Below are 18,576 nucleotides of genomic sequence, written 5' to 3'. Positions count from 1 at the left end.
AACGAAATAACACAAATGGAAGAATCAAACTTGATATTGTTTTTTGGTCGTTTTCACCCACTTCTGGTGCACTTGCCTATTGGTTTTTTGATGATCGCTGTACTGATGGAAGTAGCCGAACGAGTCGGTTGGCTAGCCAATGTCCGAAATGCCATCGTCTTTGCACTCCTACTGGGAGTGGTCAGTGCCGTAGCAGCCAGTGTACTGGGCTTTATGCTCGGTACGAGTGGCGATTATTCTCCAGACATGCTTGATGCACACATGTGGGCAGGTATCGTCACTACAGTAGTCTCCGCAGTAGCACTAGTGCTCAAAGTCGGTTGGGAGAATTTCACAAAACGACAAACCCAACTTTACCTAGGTCTGCTAGCTCTCGTGATGACATCTTTGAGTGCTACAGGTCACCTAGGAGGCAACATGACACATGGGTCAGATTACCTGACCTACTACATGCCCTTCAAGCCCAAAACCACCGATCCACTGGCTCGTCCCAAAGTAACAGATATCCAGCAAGCACAGTTATTTGGTGACCTAGTGCACCCCATCATCACCAACAAATGTAAAAGCTGTCACAACCAAGACAAGAAAAAAGGGGGGCTTTCTCTATCTAGTATCGAAGACTATCTAAAAGGTGGAAAACATGGCAGTCTCATCGTAGCAGGTGATCCATCCTCTAGCGAACTGTTTCACCGTGTGACGCTGCCTAGCGATCATGAAGAGATAATGCCTCCTGATGGGAAAACCCCTCTTACAAAAGAGGAAATTGCGATTATAAAGTTTTGGCTGGAGACAGGCAATGCCGATTTTGACACTTTACTCGTAGCACTTGATCCCGATGAGGAGATTTCAAACATTGCGCTGCTTCAACTACAGCTGGGAGCTGAAGCTGGCCAATCCCAACTTGACTTGGATACTGTGTCATTAGACAAAATTGAAAGACTCACAGCGCTGGGCTATGAAGTACGCGAACTTGCAGCAGGGAGTCATGCCTACGAAGTAACCCTCAATGGGACAAAAATCATGAAAGAGAACCGGTTGCACCATCACGAGGCGCTCGGTCTCCTCAAAAACAACATACTCAGTTTAAAAATGCGCAACTGTGATCTAAAGGATATAGATTTAGAAATACTCTCAGACATGCCCGTTTTGCAGCACCTTGACTTGAGTCAAAACACGATTAGTGATTCAGGAATTCAATCCCTACAGCATCTACCCCAATTGAAATGTTTAAACCTCTACGCGACTCAAGTCACCACGCTCACGATAGAGCACGTAGCAGCCTGGCCTCAGTTGAGTACTGTGTACATTTGGCAAACCAATATTGATAAAGAAAGTCTAGCTTCACTTAGAGAAACACACCAAAACATTAATTTGATCTCTGGGAGCTAAGCGCATGAAACATCTCATTCTTTCCTTGTCCCTATGGATACTAATTGGTCTACTCGGCTGCAATAGCAAATCAGGACATCAGTCAGTCAAAGTTCCCCAAAAGTCTGCCACGGAGACTTTACTGACAATGGACTGCCTGCACTGCCACAGCATCTCAGATCGACTAGTCGGCCCTCCTTATTTGGATATCTCACGCCGCTACCATAGCGAGTACGGCATCAAACCCAAGCTGATGACCAAAATCAAAGAAGGTGGTGGCGGACTGTGGTATGGTGGAGTCATGTCTGGACATCCATTAATCAAGGATATGGAACTCAGCTTACTCGTTGATTGGATTCTTTCTCTAGAGGATAGGCGTGATGCTTTTTGGGATCGCTACGCTCAATCTACTTCTATGCGCCAGCTTGATGAGGTAGACAGTACCATTCTCTCTTGGCAGAGTCTACATGAGGGCAGACCGATACAAACAGGTAGTGCGCATTCGATTCATCTACTAGGCTCTGAGTCCTTCCCCTCCCATGATCGAAAAACAACCATTCAATTCACAGGACAACTGCCAATCCCTAAAACGGGTAAGTACTTTATTCGATTGATCAAAACCGGGAAAGGCCAAATCAAAATTGGAGATAAAATCCTCTTACCTCTCGACCCAAAAAACCGTGAAGCTGTCATCGATCTACAAAAAGGATCACAACCTATAGCTGTCACCCACCAACTAACAGGCAAAAATGACACGCTATCGCTCAGTTGGCTCCCTCCAGGTGCAGACTTCTACGAGCTGATCCAATGGTGACAGTGACTACCTCCCCCCCTTTCGGTTCTATTAGACTTGTGTCATAAAACTATGAAGATTGACCTCTCGATCGAGAGCGAGCTTGGTTCGCAATCGGTACCGTGCCATGTTGACACTCGTCGGTGAGATACCGAGCAATTGTGCCGTTTCTTTGACAGAAAAATTAAGGCGAATGAGAGAACATAGCTTGAGCTCGTTCGGACTCAAGTCTCCGTATTTCTCAATTAATCGATCATAGAACCCACTATAGACATCCAGAAATCTTTTGTGAAACTCTTCCCAACTATCATCCGCCGATTGCTTCAGTTTTCTGATCAAATGCCGAGCACCCTCACTATCACGATACTTTTGCGCAAAAGCTACTGCCTCAGCGATCAGCTCTTCCTTCTCTACCAATTTAAGTGTATAGGTAGTGAGTTCCTTATTTTTGTACTCCAGTACCTGAGCTATTCTTTTAGTTTCTTCTTCCCGTTTTTGGAGGAGTAATTCCTTTTCCTTCCTATGTTTAGCTTTTTGCTTCCTATTTCGCATCCATAAAGCCAAAACCACAAAAAACAAAACTAAGACTGCTACTATCGCCCTAAACCACAAGATGGTTGTCTCTCGCTTGGCCAATAACAATTGCTGCTGTGCCATCACTTGTTCCTGTGCCTCCAAGCGCTCTTGATACCTATTTCTCAGATCAAAAAAACCGCGATTCAGCCCACTCTTTGCTCCAAAAAACGTCTCTGAAATCTCACGTGACCTTACCAGATCATCATAGGCCTTTTGGTGCTGACCCAGTTGATAATACAACCGTCCACGGTAGTTATAGAGATATTGCTGATGACCGATATGATGCTGAAGTCTATCGATCTCATGGATCGCCATGGTGTAATAGCTTATTGCCTTTGACATATCACCTTGATCATCATACAAATGACCAAGGTGACTGTATACAAAAATAATTGATGACGCCTGTGGCATAGACACAGTACCACTGGTTTGCGCCTCAGTCAGCTCCATTTCCAGATCCAACAGTAACTCTTGTGCACCATACTCATCGCCCTGAAGCAAAAGAAGTCGAGCCTTTTCCAGCCGAAAATAATAAGACTCAGGATCACCATTCTCTATTGCCTCAAAGCGATCCAAGTATTTTTTCGTTTCTTCTACCCGCCCCATCGTTCGGTTGAGTACGGCCAACTCAAAATAGATCCCCGGGAGTTTGTGTCTAGCATATACGCCACCCCGTCTCACCACTAAATCATGCGCTTGATTAACCAAATCATAGGCTACTGAGTCCTTTCTAAACGATCGCATGATACGGCTCATTTGTACCTTTGCTTCCACCCACTGTATGGTATCAGCGACCTGCTGCGCCAAATAATCTGCTTCACTTATTTCATCGATGGCCTCACTAAACTGTAAAAGACGGGAGTGTGTTTCTCCCATCCCTAATAGACCTTCTATCATCTGTAGCGTATCCTCATCACGCAATGCCCTATCATATATTTGTTCAAATTTTCGGATATCGGCCTGGTGATTTGTTTCATTACCTTCCTGCATGACCCGATCTACTTCGAGTTGTGCTTGTAGAGGGGATTTCCCCACTAATAGCAGGGGGATAACCAACCCTACTACGCTTACATATTTCATAAAAAACACTTCCATACGCATCAAAAAGAACATTTTATCAATCTACATCTACCCGGTGACTGACACAAACTAGAGACTCGCTCAACACTGCAATGTAGATATTTTGTAGAGATACTTTTATCTTGTTTTCTCAAAACTCCTCCTATCCTTGTCGTCCATACACGACTATTTACGACATGAAAAAAGAAAGACTATTTCAAATTTTACTCACACTGATGTTTTGCATCCTCTTCTCTGGCGCGACACCAGCTCAGCAACCCAACATCCTCTGGATCATGACCGATGACCAGCGCATGGACTCTAACAGCATCTACAACCTGAGCACTACAGGTACAGAAGACAGCCCGCTCGGTCATGTATCCTCTCCAAATGTCGATGCGTTGGCGGCCGAAGGCGTATTCTTCCCCAACACCTACTGCAACTCTCCAGCTTGCGCGCCCTCAAGAGGCAGTATGATCACAGGCAAGTATCCACACCATGCAGGTATATATGGCTTTGAACAAACCCATGACCAACCAGATTTTGTAAACCAAAACCTCCCTCAAATGATGAAAGAGCTGGGGTATCAAACCTCTCTCCTAGGCAAAGGTGGCTACCGTATCTACCAATGGGGTCCTGGCGTAACCTGGAGCAGTCTGAACTTCTACGACTATGAAATGGACTACAAAAACGACCTTCGTGCGCTTGGCTTTACAGACTGGTACAGTCGAGCCTATTGGGAAGGAGGCGAAAATATAGGTACCCGGACTGAGTTTTACTTCCCTGATGGCAGAGAGCTATTTTACTTTACCGATAGAAAAGGTGGTCTGACAACCGAAGACCTGGAAAACAAAGCGCAAGCAGAAGAAGAATTAGACCTGCTCTACTCCTATACACGTAGCAATCCCGACCTGATTATCGGGGGACAAAGCCCCATGCCCAAAGACAAAACAGTAGATGGAAGAATCTTAGAGGAATTTAAAAACTATCTCAGCCACCAAGGTCAGCAGTACCAGACACTCGCTGACAAGACCATGTTTGGTGCTAATCCATCATCGCCACAGTTCATCAATTTGTCTTTCCATTTCCCACACACTCCAGTACTTCCTCCCAAGGAGTTTAGAGATCAATTCAAAGACCAAAACTATGAGGTGCCCGACTTTGACCAATCAGAAGTAGATAAGCTTCCTCCCCAGATGAAAGCCCTCTACGAAAAACTGAAAATAGACGGACTGAGGCCAGAGGAAAAGCAGCAAGCCATCCGTGACTACTATGCCTTTTGTGCCTATGGTGACTATCTGGTGGGCGAAGCTGTCAATGCATTCAAAAACTACAGCAAAAAAAATGGACAAGAATACCTGATACTTTATGTATCGGGAGACCACGGGTGGCACTTGGGCGAGCAAGGAATAGAAGCCAAATTCACCCCCTGGCGACTATCGACGCAGGGCACAGCTATAGTCGCCTCTTCCCGTGCAGACAAGTACCCTGTAGGCACTGTGTACGACGGTCTTGCAGAATACGTAGATTTTGTACCTACCATGCTGGCTGCCGCTGGAGCAGACCTAACTCAGCCCAAATACCAGCACCTAGACGGGTACGACTGGGCTGAGCTTTTGTCAGAAGAAAAAGAGGAGAAAGAATACATCATCGGCGAAATGAATCATGTAGTAGGCCCACGCGCTTATCTGCGCAACAAGAATTTTGCGTTTTCCATGCGAACCAGATCTAGCAATGCCAAACCAGGAGGAAATGTAGTGCCCAACCAAGATATCCAATGGGCACTGGAGGCAGAAGCCAGTGAAGTAGATCTAGCACTATATGATCTAAGAATAGACCCAGACGAGCAAAACAACCTGGCCAATCAAGAAGCTTATGCCGCACTCAGCGATTGGTTCCGTACCAAACTAGGCCATATCGTACTGGGTGACGGCCGTATCGAATGTGACTGGTCGCAGATCAACACGTATGATCGATCAGATTTTGCTCTCGGGTCTGATGACAAAAAGCTGAACATTCCCGACGACATCATCCCAGATATCACCCAAATTGACATTGTACCTACCCGAATCCAAATGACCGTAGAAGATCAAAAAGTATTGGACTACACGATTGAAGGCAGTTCGGGCTCAGTCAGCTGGTCCAGCAGCGATCCTCAAGTGGCCACTGTAGATCAAAATGGTCAAGTGACATTGCTCAGCAAGGGGTACGCAGGTATCACTGCCACGCTACCTGACGGACAATCTGACATCTGCGTGGTGTACACTCAGCCAGAAATTCGTAAAGATGAAGAAGAGAACGTGACACTCGATATTAAAAAAAAAGATGAATTGAGCTATGTCTACCCTAATCCATTCCACGAACAGCTGGACATATCTTCACTCCCTAGCGAGTATGAGCATATTGAAGTATGGAACCTCTCTGGTCAACACATCGAGGATATTTCCATCCAAGAGTATCCTTCTAAGACCATTGGACAAAAATGGCCCAAGGGCACCTATATTTTGAAAATCACTACAAAGTCAGAACCTCTTTCGATTAAAGTCATCAAACAATGAAAATCAAGTTCAATAACCTCACGATCATTTGCCAATTCCTGCTCATTGCAGGGATTGGTAGCTCCTGTCAGCCAGAGCAAAGCAATCTGCCCAGCCCCAACATCGTCTGGATCGTCTCCGAAGACAACTCCAAGCACTACATGCGGCTATTTGACGAAAACGGAATAGAAACACCACACATCGAAAAATTAGCAAGTCAAGGCGTACGCTTCGACCGTGCTTTTTCGAATGGAGCTGTCTGCAGTGTGGCACGATCGGCGATCATTTCGGGCTGCTACGGTCCACGCACACTCACCAACTACCACCGCAATATACAGGCCGCACCCATGCCGGATTCATTGCGTATGTTTCCTCACTATCTGAGAGAAGCAGGCTACTACACAGCCAACAACGCCAAGGAAGACTACAACTTCATCAAAGGTGACAGTGTCTGGGACGAATCGTCCAATAAGGCCAGCTGGAGAAATCGACAAAGCGGCCATCCCTTCTTCTATGTCCACAACATAGGCACGACACATGAGTCTCGCTTGCACTTCACGGCAGAGGAAATGCAAAACAACGCTACACAAACTAAACTTGACGACTATCAAGTACAGCCCAACCACCCTGACGATAGTGTGTTTCGCTATACCAACGCCTACTACCGTGACAAAATCCAACAAATGGACGAGCAAGTGGGCGAGGTAATTGCTCAGTTGAAACAAGACGATTTACTCGATAGCACGATCATTTTCTACTATGGCGATCATGGAGGCGTACTCCCTGGCAGCAAAGGCTACATCTACGAAACCGGACTGCATGTACCTATGGTGGCCTACATTCCGCCAGCTTACAAGCACCTGAGTGCATGGGCACCCGGTAGTGCCACTGAGGCATTCGTGAGTTTCATCGATCTGGCACCTACCGTACTGCGTCTTGCAGGGCTGCCTACACCATCTCGCATGGATGGAAAGCCTTTCCTGGGACAGGGATTGACCAAAAACAAACTAGAGCAACGAAATACTACCTACGGCTATGCAGATCGTTTCGATGAGAAATACGACCAAGTTCGTTCCATACGCGTGGGCCCCTACAAGTACATCCGAAACTACCAACCCTACAATTTCGACGGACTGCTCAACAACTACCGCTACAAGCAGCTGGCCTATCAGGACTGGCAAGACAAACACCATAGCCACCAGCTCAACGAAGTACAGTCGGCATTTTTCGAATCTCGTCCTCCAGAGATGCTTTTCGATGTGGAAGCCGACCCTTATGAGACCAACAACCTGGCTGATGACCCCAGCTTTGCACCGACCTTAGTTGCGCTTAGAAAGAAGCTCAACACATGGGTAACCCACATGCCCGATTTATCCTTTTATCCGGAATATTTCCTACTCGACCAAGCCATTGACAATCCCGTGGCATTCGGTCAAACACACCAATCAGACATCAAGAAATATGCACAAATAGCAGACCTGTCCCTACAGTCTTTTGATGATGCAAAGGCGAAACTAATCACAGCATTGTCTTCTTCCGATCCTTGGGAAAGGTACTGGGCATTGATGACTTGTAGCAGTTTTGGCCAGCAAGCTATGGTACTGACTGAAGAAGTAACACAGGTAATGCACAAAGACAGTCTGCTTATCAATCAGGTAAAGGCGGCAGAATTTTTAGGTCTAAGCAAAGCAGTTGATCCAGCAAAACAACTCGTGGACTGTCTATACCAAAGCCAAGACCCCACCGAAGCATTGCTAATCCTCAACTCGATCATGCTACTGCGGTCTGCACCTCACCACTATACCTTCGAGATAGACCTCAAGCAACTACAATCTAAAGTCAGAAAGGACAAAATGGTAAGCTGGAGATTGACCGGATTGAATATAAGCATCTAGCCAGAGTTTTTTTAGGAGGGCAAATCTTCACACAACTCAAAAATAAGGATATGCCCCCCTTTTCTGGCACCTTCTCTCTCTTAGCTCTTGACGCTCTCTTTTTAGTTTTGGAGTTTATAATTAACGCATACTATGAATCATCATATCCTTTCATTTTTCACGGTTATTTACTCGCTATCCTTAGCAATCGTGTCTAATGCCCAGCCGACTTTTCTACCAGGCGAAGACCCCAAACCAGCAGACAGCAAATGGGTGAAAGTAAAACCCCTATCGGATGAGTTTGAAGGAAAGAAAGTCAACACCAAAAAGTGGCAAATCGAGCCCAAGGCCAATGGCTGGGGATGGATCGGTAGACCTCCGGGACTATTTCGTGCCGAAAATGTGCAAATACAAAACGGTAAGCTCGCTGTAACAGTCGGAGTACTAGATTCCACCGTCACCCTCAACGACAAAGAGTTTATCTATCAAGGAGGTATCGTACGATCCATTGCACCCGCACAGGTCGGCTGGTACTATGAATGTAAAATGAAAGCCAATGCTACGGAGATGTCCTCGACCTTTTGGCTCATGTCTCGCTATGATTGTGAGAAAAAGCTGGAGCTCGACATACAAGAGTGTGTCGGACACACCACAGAACTATCCGACGAATGGGCGCGCGAGTGGGATCAAATCTATCACTCCAATGCCATCCACCGCCCGACAGAGTGTGTAGAAAGACTCCAACTTCAAAAATCAATAAAAACGGATGTCAAAAACCACGAACGCTACTTCGTCTATGCCGCATGGTGGAAATCACCAGAAGAAATCCAGTTTTTCCTCGATGGAAAATATGTGTATTCCATCCACCCCGAAGTAGCTTGGGATATGCCAGCCTTCCTCCATATGGCCATCGAGACCTATAGCTGGAATCCAGTACCAGAAGACGGAGGCATGGTCAAGCGTGGCAACTGGGAGCAAAGAACCACCCAGTACGAATGGATCCGTACTTGGAAACTGAAAGAATAGAACAATTAAAAATTGAAGCAAGTGAAGAAACATCATCTATTATTTTGTTTGATAATAATCCTGACCTGTGGCCCCAACCTCCAGGCTCAAGATCAAAATTTTAACGCATCCTGGCTTTTTTACAACGACCAGGTAGCTGGAGCCGAATCCTCGGATTTTGATGACAGTGAATGGCGAAAGCTGGATCTGCCTCACGACTGGGCTATCGAAGGACCATTCGATAGCAAATACAATGCACGTGCAGGCGGCCTGCCCTTTCACGGTACGGGCTGGTATCGCAAGCATTTCACCATGCCTAAAAATGCAGAAGGTAAAGTCGTACGCATCGAATTTGAAGGTGCTATGTACAACGCCCACGTCTGGGTCAATGGACAGCTGGTTGGCAATAGGCCCTATGGCTACATCGGGTTCGAGTTTGATATCAGTCCATACCTGAACTATGACGGATCGGACAATGTAGTCGCTGTTCGTCTCACGCCCGAAGACCTTTCCTCTCGCTGGTACCCTGGTGCTGGCATCTATCGCTCGGTCTGGCTCAAAATCGATGAGCCCATACATATAGCACAGTGGGGCACCTATATCACCACCCCGACAGTCACAGATACCAAAGCAGTCGTACAGAATGAAACAAAGGTGGTTAACAAAAGTGACCAAAGTAAAACGGTTAGTATCAGACAACAATATTTTGATCCACAAGGAAATGAAGTGGCGCGCATAGAAGAAAAAATCGAAATAGCTGCACAAGCCACAGCTACAGCATCCTCCTACGTCAATGTAGAAAAACCACAAAGATGGGATCTGGACACACCAAACCTCTACTCCGCCACTACCACGGTATTGGATGATGACAAGGTGCTGGATAGCTATCAAACCCGCTTTGGCATCCGTAGCATCAGCTACAACACGGACGGCTTCTATCTCAACGGTCGGAAGGTTCGCTTCAACGGCGTCTGCCTGCACCACGACAATGGCCCCTTGGGTGCAGCGGTCTATCGACGAGCCGACGAGCGCAAGCTACAGATCATGAAAGACATGGGAGTGAACGCCATTCGCACCAGTCACAACCCTCCCTCTCGTGAGCTGCTGGAGCTTTGCGACGAGCTGGGCTTACTCGTACAGGACGAAGCTTTTGACGTCTGGAAATTGGCCAAAGTAGAAAACGGCTACAATAAATTCTTTGATCAATGGGGAGAAATCGATCTGCGTGACATGATCCTGCGTGACCGTAACCATCCCTCCATCGTCATGTGGAGCATTGGCAATGAGATCATCGAGCAAAGCGACAAACAAAAAGGCTGGACAGTGGCCAAAAAGCTAAACGATGTATGCAAAGCGACCGACCCTACCCGTCCTACTTCCGCAGGATTCAACTGGTACCCGGCTCCCTATGACAACAACATGGCGCAGCAGATCGATATCGCAGGGATGAACTATAAGCCTACCAAATACAGCGAAGTGCGTGGCAACTACCCACAACTGCCGATCTACGGTTCGGAAACATCAAGCTGCACCAGCAGCCGTGGCGTCTATCACCTACCGATCGAAAAGTACCAAACGCATGAGTCGCTACAAGTAACCAGCTACGACCTGATCGGACCACCATGGGCTTACCCTCCAGATGTTGAATTTTACTTTCAGGAACAAAACCCTTTCAGTATGGGCGAGTTTATCTGGACTGGTTTCGACTATCTGGGCGAGCCCACGCCCTATGGAGGAAAGGACAACTCGACCAATGGCCGCTGGAATGGTCACTGGCCCTCTCGTAGCTCTTATTTTGGTGCAGTAGATTTGAGTGGATTCCCTAAAGACCGCTTCTACCTCTACCAGAGTCAGTGGACAGAAGAGCTGATGATCCACCTCCTCCCCCACTGGAACTGGCAAGGTATGGAAGGCGAAAACATCCCAGTCTACAGCTACACCAACTGCGACGAAGCAGAACTATTCGTGAATGGCAAGTCTATGGGACGAAAAGTAAAAGGCAAGGACAAAACCACGCTGCTAGTAGATTTTCTTCGCTATGAACCAAAAACATTTGACTCCCCCTACCGCCTCAGTTGGGAGGTACCATATGAAGCGGGTAGCATTAAAGTAGTAGGCTACAAAGACGGCAAAGCTGTAGAGGAAAAAGAGATTCGCACCGCAGGTGCCCCTGCCAAAATCAGCTTGTCGGTGGATCGATCTACGATCACAGCAGATGGCCGTGATCTGGCCTATGTCACCGTACGCATCGAAGACAAAGACGGCAACCTCTGCCCCAATGCAGACAACCTCGTCAACTTCAGCGTATCTGGGGCGGGAGAGCTAATCGCCGTAGGCAATGGCAATGCCGCCACGACAGAGCCTTTCCAGGCCGATTATCGCAAGGCATTCAGTGGAATGGCACTGGCCATACTCCGATCTGACCCACAAACCGGCAAGATCAAACTCAAAGCCACCGGAAAAGGATTGAAAAGCGCGACCATTAGCGTAACCACCAACGAGTAACACAAAACTCTGCAACAACATCGCCATCAAGAGCACTTCACCAAGCTGCTTTTGATGGCTTTTTTCGTTTGGGTTTGTAACGGGGGCAGATTGCTAGGAGTAACCTATTCTGTTCGGGGGGGGGTAACTGCAGGCTTGGCTTTATAGGGCACGAACGAGAAGGCACAAAAACCAGCTTGATAAGGTCAAAATAGTCGATCTATCCGACATCTCCATTCGCCTAAAAGTCAAATAGACTCTTGTAAGCGTGTAACCGTCTGCTTCACTTCTTTTCTTGACACAGTTCACTGAATAGACACTTTGAAATCTGTGTTTCGTATTTAGATCTCTTCTATCGTCGAAACAACAAGCTTCTGTTGTATTTTCTCACTTCTGTGGTAGCCCTCACATTCCATGTCATTTCGACTAAAGGGAGAAATCTAAACGAGTCAAACAATCATCATCCACTGTTACAGCAGTTCTGTTCCCAATCACATGCATGACCCCAGGCGGGACTGCAAAGGGAGGCGTTCTAAATCAATAAAAGTATCCTGAACACACCTAAATTGTGACCTATCCTATCAACCCTCCAAGGGTTTAAACCCATGGAGGGTTTGCTAAAAAAGCCGCATGTGTCCGTACGCTACTTTTTGGGATACAATTCCTCTAGTGTCCATGGATATTCCCTCTCCTCAGATTGTTTACGGGCATTGTTCACCTGCCACAGAGATACTGGTGATTGACCGTTTAGTTCGGTACGAATATAGGTCAGTACATCTGCGATCCATTTGTTGTCTTGCTCCTTCATGGCAATCATCGCTCCGGTATAGGACTTGTCATCAATAGGCCCCTGTAGCCCGTTGAGCAGGATTTTGGTTGGGATCATCCAATGTCCTTTGACTCTAGGAGACCCCACGAGAGGTGGAGCGATATCGCCCAAGCCGTTTCCGTCTTTCCCATGGCAGTCTGCACACAACCCTTGGTAAATATAATATCCACTCACCAGCGATCGCTTGCGACCACCCGGCAACAGCTTATGTTTATTCATGAGTTGTTCGACGATCGGTGGTTCTTCTGTCAACCCTACTTCTCCGACAGAAGCCAGCACCATGTTGTGTCGGTCATTTTTCATCAACTGATGAATCACCTCTTTCGCGACAGGGTCTTTGCTCGACCGCATCGAGAGCGACAGCTGTATCTGTACATCCTTGCTAGGGTCATCTACCCTCTCCGACAAAACATCGAGGATTTGTTGATCGCCTTGAGACAGATAAGGTTCCGTATTTCGAATAGCAGCAGCACGCACTCTAGGATCATCATCCCCTAGCATCTCTACCAACAAGTCCCGATCTAGCTCGCCTAGTCCCTCCAGCGTCCATAATACATGCAAACGTTGCAGCCCAAAATCTTGATCTCCACCTCCAAACCAAGGCTTAGTCTCAGTAGCCATTTCTTTGAGTTGGGGCAGTATCGACTTGTCCTGCCTATGTATAATCAACTTTTGCGCCTGCATGCGGTACCAACCATTCGGGTGTGACAAGTAACGCAAAAGTGCTGTGGTAGATTGATCCAACAACTTGTCTTTGGCTGTAGGAGCAGCGTCTTCATGCACAATCCGATAGATACGCCCCTTACCTATGTTTTTGTCTAGTTCTTTACGTTCTACAACAGGACGTAGATAACTCCCTTTGCGTACCCAATTGCCTTCTTGGATGATCCCACGATACATATCCACGACATAGAGACATCCATCAGGTCCGACCTTGGTATCTACTGGACGAAAATTAGCATCTGTTGCAGCCAAAAACTCTGTATTCTCATACGCATTGCTCAGTACGATCTTTCCCTCTCTATTCTCCACTTTGGCTCGTCTGACCAATCGCCCCACAGGCTCAGGGATAAACAGATCTCCATAGGCATCCAATCGATCTCCCAAAAACAAAGTCTGTCCACACGACGCTGTAAAGTGGTTGAGTGTACCATCCTCTCTAAGTCTCCTTGGTCCACCTTGCACGTCAGGTGTACCGATGACTGGCCAGACCTTTTCAAACCCCGGTTCCCATTTGCCATTCATCTCTAAATCTCCATATATAGGATGGATCTGATACCCCAAAGCGGGCACCTCACCACCTGCCGATGAATAGTACATCCGACCCGTTTCGTCTTGTGTCAGACCCCACTGGCCATTGGGTGGGCTGCGCATGGTGTCCACCTCTAACGTACCCGAGGTGTAGCGGTAACGTAGGTTGCCTTTGGAGAGGTACAGCCAGTTGTCGATATTCCAAAGCATGCTACCAGGCTGATGCTCCAGGTTACTTCTATCCATCCCGTTATCCTCCAGTAGCAACTTTTTATCCTCTGCGACTCCATCACCATCCATATCTCTATACAGCCAAAAATGGCGATAGTAGGTTTCTTGTACGATCAATCCGTCACCGACGGCTTGTATGACACGTGGCAGTACCAAACTATCAATAAACACGGTGCTTTTGTCCATCTTTCCATCACCGTCTTCATCCTCCAGTCTCATGATCTTACTCCATGGCATACCCTGATCATTTCCATCTATGTCCTGCATATAGGTATCCATCTGTGCGACATACAAACGTCCATTGGCATCCCATGTGATCGCTACGGGTTCGTTGATCATCGGTTCGCTGGCCACCAACTCTACTTTGTAGCCTTCTGGCAAATGAAAAGTCTCCATGCTCTCCTCAGGAGAGAGGAAATCCACCACCGGATCCGGATCGATCTCAGGGCGAGGATAGGCTGCTTGCCTAGGTTGGTCTTGTTGACAAGCCGTCAACAAAACAGAAAACGCAACAAATAGTAATCTTAAAGTGGTCTGAAACATGCTGAGTATTTTTTTGATGAGGAAAGACGATTCTCTTCCAATTCCAAATTTGTGTAATACAAACACATTCTGAAATAGCTAACAAATATGCCCCTGCAAGATCGAATAATATTCCCCTCCTACATCAAAAAAAATGTAACATATAGCTAATAAGCACCGACCTAGAAGTGACTTTTCTCTTCTAGTTTGATTCCCCATCCATACACCTATCAAATGTCCCCTTCTTTTAGGCAACATTTGCCCCAGCACTCTCTGCTCTGACCTTTATATCATTGTAGATGTACACCAAACACAGTGGATATGACCTTTAGTTTTAGGATAGCGATAGTACTTGTTATTTTCTATTTGGGCTTTGCATCAAGCCATGCTCAGCCCCCCAACGTCATCGTGATACTGGCCGACGATATCGGTACAGGCGACATCTCTCACTACCAGCGACACTATGGACAGAATGTGGTCGTAGAAACCCCACACATCGACAAGCTGGCGCGTGAAGGTATGTTTTTTACTGATGCACATTCGCCTGCAGCACTGTGTGCCCCCTCTCGGTATTCGATATTCACAGGCAACAGCACCTACCGCAGCTACCAACCCTGGGGGGTATGGGGAGCCTATCAGCGCTCTCCCATAGAAGAAGAAGATCTAACGCTAGGCGAGCTCATGCAACAGGCTGGCTACCATACAGGTTTTTTTGGCAAGTGGCACATGGGTGGTGATTGGAAACGCAAAAGCAACCCTGACGAAATCTATAGGTCACCCAGAGTAGAGCCAGAAATGGACATAGACCTAAGTGAACGTCTAGCGGGAGGCCCTATGCAAAATGGCTTTGACTATGCCTTCACCTTCCCCTCTGGCATACAAGACGTGCCTTATGCGGTTTTTGAAAACAATGAATGGTACCCACTCACCGACAGCTCAGAGCTGACCCTGATCACGCAGAAGAAAATGGATAAACTGAAGGTAAAACTAGACAAGGATGAAGGCCTGGGTGACTCTGCATGGGATCCACATGATATGGGGCCACTACTGGCCAACAAAGCAGTAGGTTTCATCACTGCACAGAGCCAGACAGCCGAGCCATTCTTCATGTACTATTGCTCAGAGGCCGTACACTTGCCTCATACGCCTCCAACTACCCTCAATGGAACAACCATCGCCGGTAGCTACCCTGTACCGCACATGGACATGATCAAAGAGCTAGACGAACAGGTCGGCCAAATGGTCACCGCACTCAAAGAAAAGGGATTGTATGACAACACGCTGATCATCATTACCAGCGACAATGGTGGGCTGGGCTTCCGACAAACACTGGCCACAGGGCACCGTCCGAGCGGTATCTTTAGTGGTCACAAAAACAGCATACAAGAAGGTGGTCATCGTGTCCCCCTGATTGCCTCATGGCCGGGTCATATCGATACGAATATGAGGTCAGATGCTGCCGTACAAGCCCTCGACATCCATGCCACACTCGCCGATCTACTCGATCAGCAGGTCGGTAGCAGTCAGGCTCGCGACTCACGTAGCATGCTCCCGCTACTAGAAGGCAAAACCAAGCCTATACGAAAGCAAATGATCATCCAAGGAGGTACAAGCCGAGAAATGGCCTACTACGAAGAAAACTGGAAGCTCGTCGTACAGTTTGATCCAAAAGACAAAACAGACAAGACGCGTAAACCTAAAGCACTATACAACCTCAAAAATGACGTACGAGAAAAGAACAATCTACTGGAGACAGAAAACAAGCGAGCACGAAAGATGTTTGCTCGATTCAATGAGATGAGGGATACCTAAAACCAACACCTTGTTTTCACATCAATAGTCATCAATAAAGAGCTCAAACACATGAACCTGAAAACCTGAGTTCGATTAATAATTGAGTAATCAGGCTAGGCACAAGAGGGTATAGATGTAAGGTGATGCTGTATGACTCCACAGCATCATACAACAAAAAGATATATATCTAAATGTAAAATGGCATATATCTAAACTTAAAAAGATTTATATCTAAATATAAAATGATATATATCTAAATTTAATAAGACATATATCTAAATATAAAATGGTATATATCTAAATTTAATAAGATATATATCTAAAATGGTTTAGATATATATCAAAATGCTACAACCTAACGAGGTTATATACACTTTGTGCTTATGTCTCATACTCATCTACCTTTTAACCTGAGTTCGATGAATCATGCTCTATATACTTTATTCAAGGGGGTTGAAAATTATACTGTTTGAGTGGTAGCGCGTTTATAGGTTTCTAGCCTTTTAGCTTCTTTCATTGACAATGAAAGAAGCGGGGATATTTATCTACCGTAGATATGGTCTATCTGGCTTGAAGACAAAGTGTGATTGATGCATTTCCAACAAAGGTTTAATGAAAGTTGTAATCGAACTCAGGTTGAAAGGAATTGCCTTTTATGCGGGCAGCGGATACCAAAATCATCTGCAACCCCGAACACGATGTATTGACACAGTCTCACAGTGCAATGATCGGAACAAACGATCACTGCGCTATCTTCAATGCAAAAGCATGCTGCCCCACCGGCTCCTCTGGCAAGGTGATTTCCAAGCCTTCGGCAGAATGGACCCATTTGATTTTACCCTTATAGCCGAGCAGCTCCACTTGACTAATCGTTTCGTCTAGCAGCTCCTGATCCGTTCCCAAACTACGAATCATCAGTTTTCCGCTCTCCGGCCAATCCAGTGCGATGGCGTAGAGCGCATCTCCTTTGGTAGTAAAACGGATGTCTTGCGCCACTGCATCAGGGTTTTTGTTTTCGCTCAGGTGTCCTTCCACTATTTCCTGCGGCCCTTCTCCATATATTTTCCACGGACGCGTGCCATAGATGGCTTCACCGTTGACAGATAGCCACTCTCCCATCTCGAGGAGACGATCACGCACCTCTTGCTCGATTACACCATCCGCAGTTGGTGGAATATTAAGTAAAACAGCTCCGTTTTTACTCACCACATCGACCAGAAAATCGATCAAACGATTGGTGGATTTGTACTTAGGGTTGGCTATATGTGACCAGGCCTTCCAGTCTATGGAGTCATCAGTGAGCCAAGGGAAATCCTTCTTCTCACTCATACGTGCCCGCTCCAGATCCAGTACAGCCGAACCCTTCGCCATGTCTGTAAATTTATAGGTACAAACCACTTCCTGTCCCCACTCCTCTGCCTTGTTGTAGTAGTTGGCTAGAAACTGTTGGCGATACTCCTCTCCGATAATGTCCATCTTGTTGTCAAACCAAATCATATCCGGCTGGTACTTGTCCATCAGCTCGTCGAGACGGTCGAGCCATTCCTGATTGAAAGCATCGTCTGGCAAGGGATTGGTTGGCTTATCAGCCATCACAAAAGTGCCCTCTGGCACTTTGGGACCATACAAGCCTTCGAATTGAGTATCACCAGCATCTACGCTAGTATCCCAAGTCGGATACCAAGCATACATCCAGTGGCGGTGATAGGTCGCTACAAATTTCATCCCCTGCTTGCGTATGGCTTTTTCCATCTCTCCTACGATGTCTCGCTTTGGTCCCATATCCACAGCATCCCACTCGGTAAGCTGGCTATCCCACATCGCAAAACCATCAGCATGCTCTGCGACAGGTCCAGCAAACTGCGCTCCGGACTTTTTGAACAGCTCTGCCCATTCGTCCGCATCAAACTGTGAAGCAGTGAACATCGGGATAAAGTCTTTGTATCCAAACTCATCTAACGATCCGTAGGTCTCTTCATGATGCTTTCGTACCGGATGATCCTCTACATACATCCAGTGAGAATACCACTCCGTCTGATATGCAGGTACAGAGTATGGTCCCCAGTGAAAGTAAATTCCAAATTTGGCATCCAAAAACCACTCCGGCGTCTGATGTTGTTGGAGGGATGACCAATCAGCTGTGTATGGCTTTTCTTCCATCACTTGACTTTCCTTTTTTTCTGGATTGGCCGTGCAAGCACACAGTCCAAATATGATTAGTGAATAGATCCAATTGTTGCGTTTCATAGCGCT

Annotated in this window: 10 protein-coding genes; 7 read left to right on the top strand and 3 right to left on the bottom strand. The window is 46.7% G+C overall.

Translation table 11 applies throughout. From position 1 onward, the window contains the following. Nucleotides 1-15 precede the first annotated feature (15 nt). Complete coding sequence (locus BUB99_RS16355; RefSeq protein WP_073124273.1) at nt 16-1,389, top strand: c-type cytochrome domain-containing protein; 1,374 nt, start codon at nt 16-18, stop codon at nt 1,387-1,389. Nucleotides 1,390-1,393: 4 nt separating this feature from the next. Continuing rightward, on the top strand, nt 1,394-2,182 hold the full coding sequence (locus BUB99_RS16350; protein ID WP_073124271.1) for a c-type cytochrome: 789 nt from the start codon (nt 1,394-1,396) through the stop codon (nt 2,180-2,182). Nucleotides 2,183-2,212: 30 nt separating this feature from the next. Here the strand turns inward: BUB99_RS16350 and BUB99_RS16345 are convergent, their stop codons facing one another. Next, entirely contained in the window at nt 2,213-3,817 is a 1,605-nt protein-coding gene (locus BUB99_RS16345; protein ID WP_170863825.1) for a tetratricopeptide repeat protein, read from the bottom strand. Between the two features lie 176 nt (nt 3,818-3,993). Between BUB99_RS16345 and BUB99_RS16340 the strand changes: the two genes are divergently transcribed. The 4 genes from BUB99_RS16340 (at nt 3,994) to galB (ending at nt 11,717) form a co-directional block, all read left to right on the top strand. Next, a complete protein-coding gene (locus BUB99_RS16340; protein ID WP_073124267.1) occupies nt 3,994-6,354 on the top strand; it encodes a sulfatase-like hydrolase/transferase in 2,361 nt (786 codons plus the stop codon). Then, a complete protein-coding gene (locus BUB99_RS16335) occupies nt 6,351-8,228 on the top strand; it encodes a sulfatase family protein (protein ID WP_073124265.1) in 1,878 nt (625 codons plus the stop codon). Before BUB99_RS16340 ends, BUB99_RS16335 begins: the two co-directional genes overlap by 4 nt. Before the next feature lie 132 nt (nt 8,229-8,360). Next, a complete protein-coding gene (locus tag BUB99_RS16330; protein WP_073124263.1) occupies nt 8,361-9,233 on the top strand; it encodes a LamG domain-containing protein in 873 nt (290 codons plus the stop codon). A gap of 21 nt (nt 9,234-9,254) precedes the next feature. Beyond that, nucleotides 9,255-11,717 carry a beta-galactosidase GalB gene (gene galB / locus BUB99_RS16325; protein WP_073124472.1) on the top strand — a complete coding sequence of 821 codons (2,463 nt, stop codon included), beginning with the start codon at nt 9,255-9,257 and terminating at the stop codon, nt 11,715-11,717. Nucleotides 11,718-12,339: 622 nt separating this feature from the next. Here the strand turns inward: galB and BUB99_RS16320 are convergent. After that, a complete protein-coding gene (locus BUB99_RS16320; RefSeq protein WP_073124470.1) occupies nt 12,340-14,550 on the bottom strand; it encodes a DUF7133 domain-containing protein in 2,211 nt (736 codons plus the stop codon). Between the two features lie 300 nt (nt 14,551-14,850). Here BUB99_RS16320 and BUB99_RS16315 point away from each other — a divergent pair, with 300 nt between their 5' ends. Further along, nucleotides 14,851-16,341 carry a sulfatase family protein gene (locus tag BUB99_RS16315; protein ID WP_073124261.1) on the top strand — a complete coding sequence of 497 codons (1,491 nt, stop codon included), beginning with the start codon at nt 14,851-14,853 and terminating at the stop codon, nt 16,339-16,341. Nucleotides 16,342-17,064: 723 nt separating this feature from the next. Here the strand turns inward: BUB99_RS16315 and BUB99_RS16310 are convergent. Beyond that, nucleotides 17,065-18,570: an alpha-L-fucosidase gene (locus tag BUB99_RS16310; protein ID WP_073124259.1), complete on the bottom strand. Its 1,506-nt coding sequence runs from the start codon at nt 18,568-18,570 to the stop codon at nt 17,065-17,067. Nucleotides 18,571-18,576: the final 6 nt, after the last annotated feature.

Origin of the sequence: Reichenbachiella agariperforans (genome assembly GCF_900142205.1) — a bacterium.
GTDB classification, from domain to species: domain Bacteria; phylum Bacteroidota; class Bacteroidia; order Cytophagales; family Cyclobacteriaceae; genus Reichenbachiella; species Reichenbachiella agariperforans.
The sequence above is the reverse complement of the archived record's forward strand: the minus strand, read 5'-3'. Positions and strand labels throughout refer to the sequence as shown.